Below are 12738 nucleotides of genomic sequence, written 5' to 3' on the forward strand. Positions count from 1 at the left end.
AAAAAACGGACGCGTCTTCTGAGTGGAGCGGCCGGCCAGACGGTCAGTTGCCTGCCCTGAGCTTCCTCCCCCCAGGCGCTCACAGCGCCTTCAACCGCTCCAGCGCCAGCGCCAGCGTCTGTTCCTTCTTGGCAAAGCAGAACCGCACCACGCCGGACTCGCGCGGCTGCGAATAAAACGCCGAAACCGGTATCGCGGCCACCCCGACCTCGCGCGTCAGCCACATCGAGAAATCCGCCTCGCTCATATCCGAGATGGCGGAGTAGTCCACGCACTGGAAGTAGGTGCCATCCGACGGCAGCAGCCTGAAGCGCGTGGCGGCCAGCCCGGCGCGGAAGAAATCGCGCTTGGCCTGGTAGTAGTCCGCCAGGGCAAGGTAGGGCGCGGGGTCCACCATGTATTCCGCCAGGCCGTACTGCACCGGCGTATTCACCGTGAACACATTGAACTGGTGCACCTTGCGGAATTCCGCGGATAGCGCCGCCGGCGCGGCCACATGGCCCACCTTCCAGCCGGTGACGTGATACGTCTTGCCGAAGCTCGACACCACAAAGCTGCGCCGTGCCAGCTCGGGATGGCGCGACACCGACTGGTGCGGCTGGCCGTCGAACACCATATGCTCGTAGACCTCGTCGGACAGCAGCAGGATGTCGGTGCCGGCCAGCAGTTCGGCCAGGCGGTCCATGTCGGCGGCGCGCCAGATGGTGCCGGTGGGGTTGTGCGGGGTGTTGATCAGCAACATCCGCGTGCGTGGCGTGATGGCGGCGGCGAGGCGGTCGAAGGGGATGCGGAAGTGCGGCGCATCGAGTGCTACCGAGACAACCTTGCCGCCGGCCAGTTCGATGGCGGGGATGTAGCAGTCGTAGCAGGGTTCCAGCACGATCACTTCATCGCCGGGATGCACGGCGCACAGGATGCTGGTGAGAATGCCCTGGGTGGCGCCCGCCGTGACGGTGATCTCGCTGTCCCAGTCGTAGGCATGGCCGTAGAGCTTGCCGATCTTGTCGGCGATGGCCTGGCGCAGCTTGGGCACGCCGGCCATCGGCGGGTACTGGTTCAGCCCCGAGCGCATGGCGTGCGCGACGGCATCGACGATCTTCGGGTCGCAGTCGAAATCCGGGAACCCCTGGCCCAGGTTCACCGCGTCGCGCTCGGCGGCCAGCGCCGACATCACGGTAAAGATGGTGGTGCCAACGTTGGGCAGGCGCGACAGCGGCGGGGTGAGCGGGCTGGGGGTGCTGGCGCCGGACGAGGCGCTCGGATGGGTGGTGGGCATGGGAAGCTGCGTCAGGCTGGACGGTCAGGATGGGCGGGAAACGATGCTGGCATTCTAGCTGGGATCGGCTGGCGCCTGCCCGGGGCTTTCCGCGCGCGCCGCCAGCCAGTCCGCGAAGGCCTGGGGCAGGATGATGGCCACGCCGCTCTGCCGGCGCAGGCGGCTCTTGAGCTTGAGGACGGCCTTGTCCTTGGAGACCAGGCAGGCCGCCTGGGCAAAGTGCGCCAGTTCGATGAATTTCTGGTCGTCGGTGTCGCGGCAGCGGGGCAGCCGGGCAGCCAGCGTCTCGGCCTCGTCCGGGATGGCAAAGGTGGTGGTCAACTGGTCCACCTTGGCCATGGCAGCGGGAATGTCGACGCTGAAATGGGCAAATTGCGGATAAGCCAGCACCCGGCGCAGCTCTTCGCGGCAGTCGGGGCGGATCACCGCGGCAATGGCGCCGCTGTCCAGCGCGGCCCGGATGGGTTCCACATGCGGATCGGCAAAGACCAGCAGGTCGACCCAGATATTGGAGTCCAGCACGACCCGCGGTGCGGGCTGGGATGGCGGGGGCGGCGGGGAATTGGCAGGTACTGCGGTGGAGTCTGGGTGCATTCGTTACAATCTGGCCTTTGTGTTGCCGCGATTTTGCCATGCTCATCGTCCTGTCCCCTGCCAAGTCGCTCGACTACGAGACGCCCCCGCGTCTGAAGACCCATACGCTGCCGCGTTTCATCGACCGTTCGGCGGTGTTGATCGAGCGCCTGCGCAAGCTCGCGCCGCAGGATATCGGCGCGCTGATGGACATCTCCGACAAGCTCGCGGTGCTCAATGCCACCCGCTATGGGGACTGGTCGACGGAATTCACCGCTGCCAACAGCAAGCAGGCCGTGCTCGCCTTCAATGGCGACGTGTACGACGGCCTGGACGCCTCCACCCTGTCCAACGACGATCTCGCCTTCGCGCAGAAGCATGTGCGCATCCTGTCCGGGCTGTACGGCGTGCTGCGCCCGCTGGACTGGATGCAGCCCTACCGGCTGGAGATGGGCACGCGCCTGGACAACGCGGCGGGCAAGGATCTCTATGCCTTCTGGGGCGACGACGTCAGCCGCTTGCTGCAGGAGGACTTCAAGGACCAGAAGAGCGAGGGCAGCCCGACCCTGGTCAACCTGGCATCCGAAGAGTATTTCAAGGTGGTGCGGCCCAAGGTGCTGGGAGCCAGGATCGTCACGCCGGTCTTCGAGGACTGGAAGGGCGGCCGCTACAAGATCATCTCCTTCCACGCCAAGCGGGCGCGCGGCTATATGGCCCGCTATGCGGCGACCCACCGCATCACCGAGCCGGCCAAGCTCAAGCGCTTTGCCGAACATGGCTACGCCTTCGATGCGGCGGCCTCCGACGACGCGCGCTGGGTATTCCGCCGGCGCCTGGACGACTGAAGCGCAAGAGAGACCAGCGCGGGCCGGCGCGATGCCGGCCTGCCTCCGAACCCTCCGAGATTCCACGCCATGACCACTGCTCTGCACATCTCCGCCAGCTTCGATGCGGGCGCCATCGAAGTCGAGTCGCTCGCGCAAGCCGGCGATATCCGCCTGCGCATCCGCGCCGATTCGCACGCCGGATTCCGCCAATGGTTCCATTTCCGCCTGCAGGGCGCGGCGGGGCAGGCGTGCCGCCTGCAATTCCTCAATGCCGGCGACTGTACCTATCCCGATGGCTGGCGCGGCTACGAAGCCGTGGCCTCATACGACCGCGCGCACTGGTTCCGCGTGCCGACCAGCTTCGACGGCAGCATCATGACGGTGGCCTTCACGCCCGAGCACGACAGCGTCTGGCTGGCCTACTTCGAGCCCTATTCCGAAGACCGTCACCTGTCGCTGCTTGCCACCTGCCAGCGCTCGCCTCTGGCACGCCTGTCGCACCTGGGCAGCACCGTCGACGGCCGCGACATGACCGCGGTCACGGTCGGCACGCCCGGCGACGGCAAGAAGACCATCTGGATGATCGCGCGCCAGCATCCCGGCGAAACCATGGCCGAGTGGTTCTGCGAAGGCGTGCTGCAACGCCTGACGGGCACCGGCCTGTGGGCCGGAGACCCGGTGGCGCGCCGCCTGCTGGAACGCGCCGTCTTCCATATCGTGCCCAATATGAATCCCGACGGAGCGGCGCGCGGCAACCTGCGCACCAATGCGGCCGGGGCCAACCTCAACCGCGAATGGATGGCGCCCAGCCTGCAGGCAAGCCCCGAGGTGTACCACGTGCGCCGTGCCATCGAGGCCACCGGCTGCGACATGTTCTTCGACATCCACGGCGACGAGGCCCTGCCCTATAACTTCGTCGCGGGCAGCGAGATGCTGCCCGGCTTCACCGAAGCGCAGCGCGCCGAGCAGTTGCGCTTCATCGGCGCGTTCAAGCGCGCTACGCCGGACTTCCAGGACGTGCACGGCTATGCCGCCAGCAAGTACAACGCGGACGCGCTCAAGCTGGCCTCGAAATACATCGGCCATACCTTTGGCTGCCTGTCGCTGACGCTGGAGATGCCGTTCAAGGACAACGCCGACCAGCCCGATCCGGCAGTGGGCTGGAACGGCGCGCGCAGCGCCTTGCTGGGCGCTGCGATGTTGCAGGCCATCCTGGAGCAGCTGGGCTGAAGGCGCGGCTATTTGCCGGGGCGCCTTGATGTGCCCTGATGCGCCTTAATGCGTCGTCTTCTTGGCAGTGGACTTGGTCGTGCTCTTGCTGGCGGGCTTGGCGCTGCTGCTGGCTTTGGAGGAGGTGGACCTGGTGGACTTGGCGCTGGCCCCCTTGCTGCCCTTGTGGCCCTTGCTGCTGGTGCGCGTGGCGGTACCGCTGCGCACCGCGGGCGCGGCGGCCGGCTCGCTGATGACCGTGCCGCTGCCATCGAGCAGTTCATAGGCCAGCATCATGCCATCGGCATAACCGCAGCGCACCTTGACCGGCTCCCACTGGGCTTGCGCGCTGCGCTTGTGGGCGGTGGCGCTAAAGGTCACCACGGAACTCACCGGTACCGCCTGCTTGCCTTGCGAGAAGCGGCCGTCCCAGGGTGCGACCGTGGCCTGGTCGGCGCCGAGCGCGCCGGTGGGGATCTTCAATGCGTCGTAGGTGGCCGAGCGGGGCACCACCCAGCTGGCGTGCGCGGCGCAATCGGCCACATCCGCACTCGCATTCTCGGATTGCATCAGTTGCTGGCGCATCTGCGCGCGGTACTCCGCCAGGCTCACACGGCCTTGCGCGGGTAGTGTCACGGTCTTGGTGGGTTCGGAGGTGGGCGGGCGCGTGGCTGCGGCCGGGGTTGCTGGCTTGGCGGCGGCCGGGGTGGCGATGGCCGGCGTTGCCGCGGCGTCGCCATTGGTGAGCTGGGTATCGGCGCAGCCCACCAGGGCGATCGCACCTGCCACTGCAGCAGCGAGCGAGCACAGCCGGCTGCTGATCAGGTCAGAGAGTCGTCGGATCACGGGATCGTGTTGCTTTGGAGCATAAGGGGTTGGCAAAGGTCTGCCATGATAGAGGAAACCCATGCAGCAAAGTTCCGAAATCTCCCCGCTTAAGGGTTCTACCGGAAGCCGGACGGTGGCCGAAGTGCGGCAGAGTGCAGCCTTCGGCCCGGCGGGGAATGGCGGCGCGGCTGGCCGCCATGGCGTTCAGCGCGCGCGAGCGCGCACGAAACCGTCGAGGTCGTCGAGCAAGGCGTTGAGGTTCGCCTTGAGCTTGCCGAAGCCTTCGTTGTGGGTGAGGTCCACTTCGTCCATATACAGCTTGCGGTTGATCTCGAGCTGCAGGCTGTGGCGCTTCTGTGCCGGCTGGCCCATCACGCGCACGATTTCCACGCCCTTGTAGGGGTGGTTGCGCCAGACGTCGTAGCCCATATCCTCTAGCACGCCCACCACACGGTCGGTAAAGCGCGTGTCGCAGGTCGTGCCGTCGCGGTCGCCGACCACGAAGTCCGGATGCTGCAGGCCCGGATGCTCGGTGGCGTACTGGGCCGCCTGGCTGGGCATCGAGTGGCAGTTGATGTGCCACGCGCTGCCATGGCTGGCGATGGCCTGGTCGGCCAGCTTCTGCAGCTGCGCATGGTAGGGCAGGTAGTACTGCGCGATGCGCGCCTGCACTTCGGCCACGCTCAGCTTGCGGTCGTAGATGGCTTCGCCGGAATCCAGCACGCGCCACACCAGGCCCTTGCCGAGGCGGGTCTTGGAGGTTTCCTGGCGCGGGCCGGGCCAGGGCGCGTCGAGCAGGGCCTCGTCGATTTCCCCGATGCCGCGGTTGGCATCGAGGTAGCTGCGCGGGAAGCCCGCGCACAGCAGCGCAATGCCGCGTGCGGGAGCGTCGGCGTACAACGCGTCGACGAAGGTGTCCTCGGCCTGGCGCAGCAGCGCCAGGGGCAGGCCGGCGGCCGGCCGGAAATCAGCCGGATAGCGGGTAGCGCTGTGCGGCGAATCGAGAAAGAGCGGGCTGCGCTCGCCTTGCGGCAGTTGCAGGAGGTAAGGGCTGAGCCCGGTCTTTCGGTCTGCTTCCGTCATGGTGTGCGCCGTTTAATCCAGGGTGATCTTGGCTGCGGCGGCGATGCGCTTGTTCTTCGCCACTTCGGACTTGATCTGCGCGGCGAATTGCGCCGGCGTGTTGCCAACCGGCACCGCGCCCAGCTTCTCCAGCTTAGCCTTTACTTCGGGCAACGCCAGCACCTTGACGGCGGCGTCGCGCAGCTTGGCCTGGATGTCGGCGGGCAGGCCGGCCGGTGCGATCAGGCCGAACCAGGCGGCATCGTTGACTTCGGGCAGGCCCAGTTCGGCGAAGGTCGGCACGTTGGGCAGGGCCGCCACGCGCTTGGGCGAGGCCACGGCCAGGGCGCGCAGCTTGCCGCCTTCGATGAAGGGCAGCGAGGACGGCAGGTTGTCGAACAGCACCTGCACCTGGTTGGCCAGCGCGTCGTTCAGCGCGGGGCCAACGCCCTTGTACGGCACATGCAGCAGCTCGGTCTTGCTGCTCATCTTGAACAGCTCGCCCATCATGTGCGAGACGCTGCCGTTGCCGGCCGAGCCGTAGGCCATCTTGTTCGGCTCGCTCTTGGCCAGGGCGATGAAGCCCTTCATGTCGCTGGCCTTCACTGCCGGGTTGATGCTCATCACGTTGGGCACCGAAGCCAGGTTGGTGATGGTGGTGAAATCCTTGGTGGCGTCGTAGGACAGCCGCGGGTACACGGCGGGGTTGATGCCATGCGTGGAAGCCGTGGCGATGCCCAGGGTGTAGCCGTCCGGCGCGGCCTTGGCCAGGTAACCGGTACCGATGCTGCCGCCGGCGCCGCCGCGGTTGTCCACCACCACGGTCTGGCCCAACTGCTGGCCGAGCTTGTCGGCCACGATGCGCGCCACGATGTCGGTGGTGCCGCCTGCCGGGAACGGCACGACCAGCGAGATCGGCTTGGTCGGGTACGTGCCCTGGGCGGCAGCCGACAGCGACAGGCCGGCGGCGGCGGCGCCAGCGGCGGCGGCAAGGAGGCGGAGCATGTTACGGCGTTGCATGGTTCGGTTCCTGAAGGGAGGGAGACAAAGGAGAGAAGAAGGCTTTTTGCGATTCTGCTTGTTTGGGCAATGAGACCGCAAACGAAATAAAATCGTGCGATCATTCCGTTTGGTAGTGAAGTAGGGGGTTATCTATGCGACGCTTGTGTCCGTCGCTGACTGAATTGCAGGCTTTCGAAGCCGCCGCGCGCTACAACAGTTTTACCGCCGCGGCCCGGGAGCTCCACGTTACCCAGGGCGCGGTGAGCAAGCAGGTACGCAGCCTGGAAGGCTTCCTCGGCGTGGAATTGTTCGAGCGCGTGCGCCAGCGCCTGATGCTGACGGATGCCGGCCAGCGCTACCTGGACCGTATCCGTCCCAGCCTGACCGAGATCGAGGCCGCCACGGTCGAGCTGATCTCCAGGCAGGGCCGCGGCGGCACCTTGCATATCGCCAGCATGCCCACCCTGGGCGCCAAGTGGCTGATACCGCGCCTGCCGCATTTTTTCGAGAAACATCCCGACGTCAGCCTGGAGTTCGTGCCGCATGCGCAGGGCTACGATTTCTCCCAGCCCGACCTCGATGCCGCCATCCGCTTCGGCGACGGCACGTGGCCGGGCAGCCTGGCCGACTACATGACCGGCCGCGAAGTCCTGCCCGTGTGCCGGCCGGCGCTGCTGGCGGGGGAGCCCGAAGTCCGGCTGCGCACGCCGTCGTCCTTGCTGCGCTTTCCCCTGCTGCATCACACCACCGTGCCTGAAGCGTGGCCCGACTGGTTCGCCGAGCTTGGCGTCGCCACCCGCAATGCATGGAGCGGCGCGCGCTTCGACCAGTTCTCGCTGCTCACCCAGGCGGCCATGTCGGGGCTCGGCATTGCGCTGATCCCGCGCTGCCTGATCGAGGAGGAGCTGGCCACCGGCGTGCTGGTGGTGGCACATCCGGCGCGGGTGTTGAGCAAGAAGGGCTACTACCTCTGCTATCCGGAGCAAAAAAAGCATCTGCCGGCGTTGCAGACCTTCCGCCAGTGGGTCATGGAAGGGGTCGACGTGGTGGCGTGAGAGGCGCCGGCGACCTTTCGTGTGCTTTTGCGGCGGGCGGCTGCCCCCGCTGTAATCAAAACTTACGTTTTCCCGCGACGGATTTACCGGCCGTCTGCGTTTAAGAGACATGACAGACAGCCTGCGCAGTGCGCGCCAGGCTACGGACTGGAGGTTCTCATGCGCAGATCGACACCTTTGCACCGGGTCTTGCCCGCATCCCCGCACGCAGGGGCTCGCCGCCGCACCGCGGCTCGCCTTGTCCGGCTGGGCGTCGCCATGACGGCGGCGTTCGTGCTGGGATCGGTATTCGCTCAAGCTATCGTGATCGCACCGGCGGCACCCCCGCCGGTGCGCTACGAGGCCATTCCGCCGGTGCGTGGCGGCTATGTCTGGGACCCTGGCCACTGGCAGTGGCGCAATGGCGCCTACGTCTGGGTGCAAGGCCACTGGCGCCCGGCCAGGGTCGGCTATCGCTGGGTGCCGGGACACTGGGTGGCGCGTGGTCCGCAATGGCGTTGGGTCGAAGGGCACTGGGCGCGTTGAGCAGCGTCATGCGCGAGGGCAAGTCAATGTGCCGGCCGCACGTCGGTTCCGGCGTGGCCCGGCGGTGGACATGTAGCGGTGAAGCCATGGCAAGGGGATGTCGATGAAGAGCCTTCTGATCGCGGCGCTGGTCGCCGCTACGCTGTCCGGCTGCGTGATCGTGCCGGAGCGGCCTGCCTACTACCACTATCGCGCGCCGGTCTTTGTCTACTGACGAGGGAGGCCGCGCCCGCCCGGGGGCAGGCGCGGCAAGGCGAAGGATGAACGGGCAACGCGGGACCACACCCATTGAGCGACAACGATCCGGACGAGGCCCTGCTGGCACGGGTGGGCAGGCATGACGCGGCTGCCGTGCGCGAATTGGTGGCGCGCAAGCTGCCGCGCGTACTTGCGCTGGCCACGCGCATGCTGGGCGATCGCGGCGAGGCGGAAGACGTGGCGCAGGAAGTCTTCATGCGGCTGTGGAAGCAGGCCGCACGCTGGCAGCCTGGCCGGGCGCGCTTCGACACCTGGCTGCACCGCGTTGCGTTGAATCTTTGCTACGACCGATTGCGTGGCCCGCGCGAGCAGGCTGTGGCGTCCCCGCCCGAACCAGCGGCGGTGGGGGCTGGACCCGAGGACGCGCTGGCGGCGGCGGCGCAGGGCGAGCGCGTGGGCGCGGCGCTGGCGAAGCTGCCCGCGCGCCAGCGCGAGGCGCTGGTGCTGCAGTATTACCAGGAGTTGCCCAATGGCGAGGCCGCGGCGCTGATGGGCATCAGTATCGAGGCGCTGGAAAGCTTGCTCGCGCGCGCACGCCGCAACCTGCGCGATTTGCTGACGCAGGACGGCCATCACGAGGACTTGCGATGACACCCGAAAGATTTCGCGCACTGACCGCGGCGTATGGTGCCGACCCGGCGCGCTGGCCGGACCATGAACGGGCGCAAGGCCAGGCGATGGCCGCCTTGCCCGAGCACCGCGACGCGCTGGACCAAGCCGCTGCGCTCGACCGCTTGCTGGGCGCCCATCGGGTGGCGATGCCGGCGCCGGCGTTGCAGCGCCGCATCGCCGCCAGCGCGCCAGCGCCGCGCGCGCCGTGGTGGTGGTCCGGCCTGGGCCTGGCGGGCGCAGGCCTGGCCGGCACCGTGGCGGGCGCGCTGCTGGCCTCGGCGGTGCTCGCCACGCTGCCGGCGCCGGCAGCCATCGACCTGCCCTACGCCTCGACCGGCTTCGGTGGCATGCCGTATAGCGGGAGCGACGAATGAATGCGAGTACGCCGAAGCGGCTCAAGGTAGCGCTGGCGATTTCCGTGCTGCTCAACATTTTCCTGCTGGGCGCGATTGGCGGCGGCGCTTACCGCTGGTTTGCCGTTGAACGTACCGCGGCCGCCCAGCCGCGCGGCTTGCGGTTTGCCGCCGATGGCCTGGACGGCGAACAGCGCCGGCAGTTCCTGCAGGGCTTGCGCGCGGCACGCAGGGCCGCTGCGCAGGACGTGGAAGCGGCGCGCGAAGGACGCCACCAGGTGGAGCAATTGCTGCGGCAGCCGCAGTTCGATCGCGAGCAGCTGGCGGCCGCGCTGACCCGCACGCGCGAAGCCGATGTGGCGGTGCGCGGGCGGCTGGAGGGCAGTGTGGTGGATTTCGCGGCCACGCTTTCGCCCGCCGAGCGGGAGAAGCTGGCCGATGCCTTGGTCCAGCGCGGCCCGCTGCGCGCCGCGCCGGCCCGGCCCGCGAAGGCGGCGCCATGACGCCGCAAACAACAACATCGGCGAGGGCGTCGACGGAACGCCACGCCACCCGCGATCAGGAAGCGGATTTCAGGGGGAGCAATCGATGACAAACACTGCCATGACGGCCGCGGCCGTCGCTGTCAACCGGTTCGGGCTGGGCGCGCGCCCGGACGAGGCCTTGCCGGCCGATCCGCGCGGCTGGCTGCTTGGCCAGTTCGAGCGTTACGAGGCACGGCCGGCAGCCTGGAGCGGACAGCCGGACACGGCGGCACTGGCTGGCGCGTTCGGCGCACAGCAGCGCGAGGTCCGCCAGGCGCAGGCCGACGCCAGGACCGCCGCTCGTCAGCAATTGCAGCGCGAGACGCGCCAAGCCTATCGCGACGCCGTGGACGCGCGCGTGACGAGCGCGCTGATCACGCCCGCGCCGTTCGTCGAGCGCCTGGTGCATTTCTGGGCCAACCACTTCGCGGTCTCGGTCGAGAAGCCGGCGGTGGCCGCGCTGGCCGGCGCCTTCGAGGCCGAGGCGATCCGCCCGCATGTGCTCGGACGCTTCGAGGACATGCTGGTGGCGGTGGAGCGCCATCCCGCCATGCAGGTCTTCCTGGACCAGGTGCGCTCGATCGGCCCCGACAGCATGGCCGCGCAGATGGCCGCGCGGCGCGCGCCCGAACGGCAGCTCGGTCTGAACGAAAACCTGGCGCGCGAAATCCTTGAGCTGCATACGCTGGGCGTGCGCAGCGGCTACCAGCAGGCCGACGTGACCGAGTTCGCGCGCGCGATGACGGGCTGGAGCGTCGGCGGCCTCGGCCCGGGCGCGCAAGGCGAGCCGGGGCGCTACGCGTTCCGGCCGCGGCAGCATGAGCCCGGCGCGCGCACCATCCTCGGCCGCACTTACGCGCAGCAGGGCGAGGCGCAGGCCCTGGCGGTGCTGCATGACCTCGCGCAAAGCGAAGCCACGGCCAATCACCTGGCCACCAAGCTGGCCCGGCACTTCGTCGCCGATACGCCGCCGCCCGCGCTGGTGGCGCGCTTGTCCGAAGCGTATCTGCGCAGCGGCGGGATGTTGCCCGAGATGTACCGCACGCTGGTGCAAGCGCCCGAGGCGTGGGCCAGCGAGCCCGCCAAGTTCAAGACGCCGTGGGAGTGGGCCGTGTCCTCGCTGCGCGGGCTGGGGCTGCGCGAGGCGGGGGCGCAGCATTTTGCGCCAATGCTGGCCCAGCTCGGCCAGCCGGTGTGGCGGCCAGGATCGCCCGCGGGCTACGACGATATCGCCGCGAGCTGGGCCGCGCCCGACGCGCTGGTGCGCCGGGTGGAGCTGGCGCAGCGGCTGGCGTCGCGCGTCGGCGACCGGCTCGACGCGCGCGAGCTTGGCCCCAGACTGCTCGCCGGCTTGCTGTCGGCGCCGACCGCCGGAGCCATCGCGCGTGCCGAAAGCGCGCAGACCGCGCTGGCCTTGCTGCTGGTCTCACCCGATTTCCAACGGAGGTAATCCCCATGTTTTCCCGCCGAGATTTCCTCCGCGCTACCGCAGGCGCGGGTGCCATGCTCGCATTGCCACGGCTCACGCTCGCCAGCGTGGATTCCGACCGGCGCTTCGTCTTCGTGATCCAGCGCGGCGCCGCCGATGGCTTGAACACCGTGATTCCCTACGCCGATCCCGGCTACGCCCGCTTGCGTGGCGCGCTGGCCATCGACGCCGCGCAAGCCACGCGGCTCGACGGCACTTTCGCGCTGCATCCCGCGCTGGCGGAGACGGCGCGCATGTACACCGCCGGGCAGGCGCTTTTCGTGCAGGCGGTGGCATCGCCTTACCGCGAGCGCTCGCACTTCGACGGCCAGAACGTGCTGGAGACCGGTGGCGGCGCGCCCTACCAGGTGAAGGACGGCTGGCTGAACCGGCTGATGGGTTTGCTGCCCAGGCGCGACGACAACGCCATCGCCTTCGCGCCGACCGTCCCGGCAGCCTTGCGCGGGCGCGCCGAGGTCAGCTCCTATGCGCCATCGGCCCTGCCGGCCGCGCCGGACGATCTGCTCACGCGCGTGGGGCAGCTTTATGAGATGGACGCGCAACTGCATCCGCTATGGAACGCCGCGATGCAGGCGCGCGGGCTAGCCGGCGATGCCGGCGCGCGCCAGGACCCGGCCAGCCTCGGGCGTCTTGCAGCCGGCTTCCTGGCGCGCGCGGAGGGACCGCGCATCGCCATGATCGAGACCGGCGGCTGGGACACGCACAGCGCGCAGGCGCCACGGCTGGCCGCCCGGCTCAAGGCGCTGGACACCATGCTGGCGGCATTGCGCGACGGGCTGGGGCCATCATGGGACCGCACCACGGTACTGGTGGCCACCGAGTTCGGGCGCACCGCCGCCGCCAACGGCACCGGCGGCACCGATCACGGCACCGGCGCGGCAGCGATGCTGATGGGCGGCGCGCTCAAAGGCGGGCGGGTGCTGGCCGACTGGCCAGGGCTGGCGCAAGGCGCGCTCTACCAGGGCCGGGACCTGGCGCCGACCACGGACCTGGACGGATTGATCGCCGCGGCGGCGGCACAAAGCTTCGGTCTGGATGACGAGCGCGTAGCGCGCACGCTGTTCGGACGCGGGGGCTGGCAGGGGGGGATGCTGGGCGGACTGCTGCGCGCCTGAGGCAGGCGGCGGCCCGCGTCATTCCAGACG

The 12738-nt window shown here is 68.7% G+C and carries 14 protein-coding genes; 9 read left to right on the forward strand and 5 right to left on the reverse strand.

Translation table 11 applies throughout. From position 1 onward, the window contains the following. Nucleotides 1–79: 79 nt before the first annotated feature. Nucleotides 80–1276 (reverse strand): pyridoxal phosphate-dependent aminotransferase, encoded by a 1197-nt coding sequence (locus AC1DQ3_RS03265; protein WP_477118732.1) that lies wholly within the window; start codon nucleotides 1274–1276, stop codon nucleotides 80–82. Between the two features lie 54 nt (nucleotides 1277–1330). After that, nucleotides 1331–1870, reverse strand: a complete 540-nt coding sequence (locus AC1DQ3_RS03270) for a putative toxin-antitoxin system toxin component, PIN family (RefSeq protein WP_477118733.1) — start codon at nucleotides 1868–1870, stop codon at nucleotides 1331–1333. Nucleotides 1871–1908: 38 nt separating this feature from the next. Here AC1DQ3_RS03270 and yaaA point away from each other — a divergent pair, with 38 nt between their 5' ends. Together yaaA and AC1DQ3_RS03280 are read left to right on the forward strand one after the other, a co-directional pair. Further along, the gene (yaaA, locus tag AC1DQ3_RS03275) at nucleotides 1909–2694 is read left to right on the forward strand and encodes a peroxide stress protein YaaA (protein WP_477118734.1); all 786 of its coding nucleotides are present in this window, start codon (nucleotides 1909–1911) and stop codon (nucleotides 2692–2694) included. 69 nt (nucleotides 2695–2763) lie between these two features. Then, the gene (locus AC1DQ3_RS03280; RefSeq protein WP_477118735.1) at nucleotides 2764–3906 is read left to right on the forward strand and encodes a M14 family metallopeptidase; all 1143 of its coding nucleotides are present in this window, start codon (nucleotides 2764–2766) and stop codon (nucleotides 3904–3906) included. A gap of 45 nt (nucleotides 3907–3951) precedes the next feature. On the opposite strand, the gene AC1DQ3_RS03285 is transcribed toward AC1DQ3_RS03280, so the two are convergent. From AC1DQ3_RS03285 to AC1DQ3_RS03295, 3 genes are all read right to left on the reverse strand, one after another. Beyond that, nucleotides 3952–4731, reverse strand: a complete 780-nt coding sequence (locus tag AC1DQ3_RS03285) for a BspC domain-containing protein (RefSeq protein WP_477118736.1) — start codon at nucleotides 4729–4731, stop codon at nucleotides 3952–3954. A gap of 186 nt (nucleotides 4732–4917) precedes the next feature. Continuing rightward, a complete protein-coding gene (locus AC1DQ3_RS03290; protein ID WP_477118737.1) occupies nucleotides 4918–5796 on the reverse strand; it encodes an N-formylglutamate amidohydrolase in 879 nt (292 codons plus the stop codon). A 12-nt stretch (nucleotides 5797–5808) separates the two neighbouring features. After that, nucleotides 5809–6795, reverse strand: coding sequence for a tripartite tricarboxylate transporter substrate binding protein BugE (locus AC1DQ3_RS03295; RefSeq protein WP_477118738.1), 987 nt, complete (start codon nucleotides 6793–6795; stop codon nucleotides 5809–5811). 134 nt (nucleotides 6796–6929) lie between these two features. On the opposite strand from AC1DQ3_RS03295, the gene gcvA reads away from it, so the two are divergent. The 7 genes from gcvA (at nucleotide 6930) to AC1DQ3_RS03330 (ending at nucleotide 12708) form a co-directional block, all read left to right on the forward strand. Further along, on the forward strand, nucleotides 6930–7832 hold the full coding sequence (gcvA, locus tag AC1DQ3_RS03300; RefSeq protein ID WP_477118739.1) for a transcriptional regulator GcvA: 903 nt from the start codon (nucleotides 6930–6932) through the stop codon (nucleotides 7830–7832). Between the two features lie 258 nt (nucleotides 7833–8090). Beyond that, nucleotides 8091–8357: a YXWGXW repeat-containing protein gene (locus tag AC1DQ3_RS03305; RefSeq protein WP_477118912.1), complete on the forward strand. Its 267-nt coding sequence runs from the start codon at nucleotides 8091–8093 to the stop codon at nucleotides 8355–8357. Nucleotides 8358–8645: 288 nt separating this feature from the next. After that, nucleotides 8646–9206, forward strand: a complete 561-nt coding sequence (locus AC1DQ3_RS03310; protein ID WP_477118740.1) for an RNA polymerase sigma factor — start codon at nucleotides 8646–8648, stop codon at nucleotides 9204–9206. Then, nucleotides 9203–9601 carry a hypothetical protein gene (locus AC1DQ3_RS03315; protein ID WP_477118741.1) on the forward strand — a complete coding sequence of 133 codons (399 nt, stop codon included), beginning with the start codon at nucleotides 9203–9205 and terminating at the stop codon, nucleotides 9599–9601. The genes AC1DQ3_RS03310 and AC1DQ3_RS03315 overlap by 4 nt, the downstream gene beginning before the upstream one ends. Continuing rightward, a complete protein-coding gene (locus tag AC1DQ3_RS03320) occupies nucleotides 9598–10083 on the forward strand; it encodes a periplasmic heavy metal sensor (RefSeq protein ID WP_477118742.1) in 486 nt (161 codons plus the stop codon). Before AC1DQ3_RS03315 ends, AC1DQ3_RS03320 begins: the two co-directional genes overlap by 4 nt. Before the next feature lie 85 nt (nucleotides 10084–10168). Further along, nucleotides 10169–11554, forward strand: coding sequence for a DUF1800 domain-containing protein (locus tag AC1DQ3_RS03325; protein ID WP_477118743.1), 1386 nt, complete (start codon nucleotides 10169–10171; stop codon nucleotides 11552–11554). A gap of 5 nt (nucleotides 11555–11559) precedes the next feature. Next, complete coding sequence (locus tag AC1DQ3_RS03330) at nucleotides 11560–12708, forward strand: DUF1501 domain-containing protein (RefSeq protein ID WP_477118744.1); 1149 nt, start codon at nucleotides 11560–11562, stop codon at nucleotides 12706–12708. Nucleotides 12709–12738: the final 30 nt, after the last annotated feature.

The organism is Cupriavidus sp. 01T418 (genome assembly GCF_056398885.1).

Excerpts from the sequence above, each read along its gene's own strand:
- AC1DQ3_RS03295 (WP_477118738.1), bottom strand. The coding sequence starts at position 6,795 with ATGCAACGCCGTAACATGCTCCGCCTCCTTGCCGCCGCCGCTGGCGCC.
- AC1DQ3_RS03305 (WP_477118912.1), top strand. The coding sequence starts at position 8,091 with ATGACGGCGGCGTTCGTGCTGGGATCGGTATTCGCTCAAGCTATCGTG.
- AC1DQ3_RS03315 (WP_477118741.1), top strand. The coding sequence starts at position 9,203 with ATGACACCCGAAAGATTTCGCGCACTGACCGCGGCGTATGGTGCCGAC.
- AC1DQ3_RS03325 (WP_477118743.1), top strand. The coding sequence starts at position 10,169 with ATGACAAACACTGCCATGACGGCCGCGGCCGTCGCTGTCAACCGGTTC.
- AC1DQ3_RS03270 (WP_477118733.1), bottom strand. The coding sequence starts at position 1,870 with ATGCACCCAGACTCCACCGCAGTACCTGCCAATTCCCCGCCGCCCCCG.
- AC1DQ3_RS03320 (WP_477118742.1), top strand. The coding sequence starts at position 9,598 with ATGAATGCGAGTACGCCGAAGCGGCTCAAGGTAGCGCTGGCGATTTCC.
- yaaA (WP_477118734.1), top strand. The coding sequence starts at position 1,909 with ATGCTCATCGTCCTGTCCCCTGCCAAGTCGCTCGACTACGAGACGCCC.
- AC1DQ3_RS03280 (WP_477118735.1), top strand. The coding sequence starts at position 2,764 with ATGACCACTGCTCTGCACATCTCCGCCAGCTTCGATGCGGGCGCCATC.
- AC1DQ3_RS03290 (WP_477118737.1), bottom strand. The coding sequence starts at position 5,796 with ATGACGGAAGCAGACCGAAAGACCGGGCTCAGCCCTTACCTCCTGCAA.
- gcvA (WP_477118739.1), top strand. The coding sequence starts at position 6,930 with ATGCGACGCTTGTGTCCGTCGCTGACTGAATTGCAGGCTTTCGAAGCC.
- AC1DQ3_RS03330 (WP_477118744.1), top strand. The coding sequence starts at position 11,560 with ATGTTTTCCCGCCGAGATTTCCTCCGCGCTACCGCAGGCGCGGGTGCC.
- AC1DQ3_RS03265 (WP_477118732.1), bottom strand. The coding sequence starts at position 1,276 with ATGCCCACCACCCATCCGAGCGCCTCGTCCGGCGCCAGCACCCCCAGC.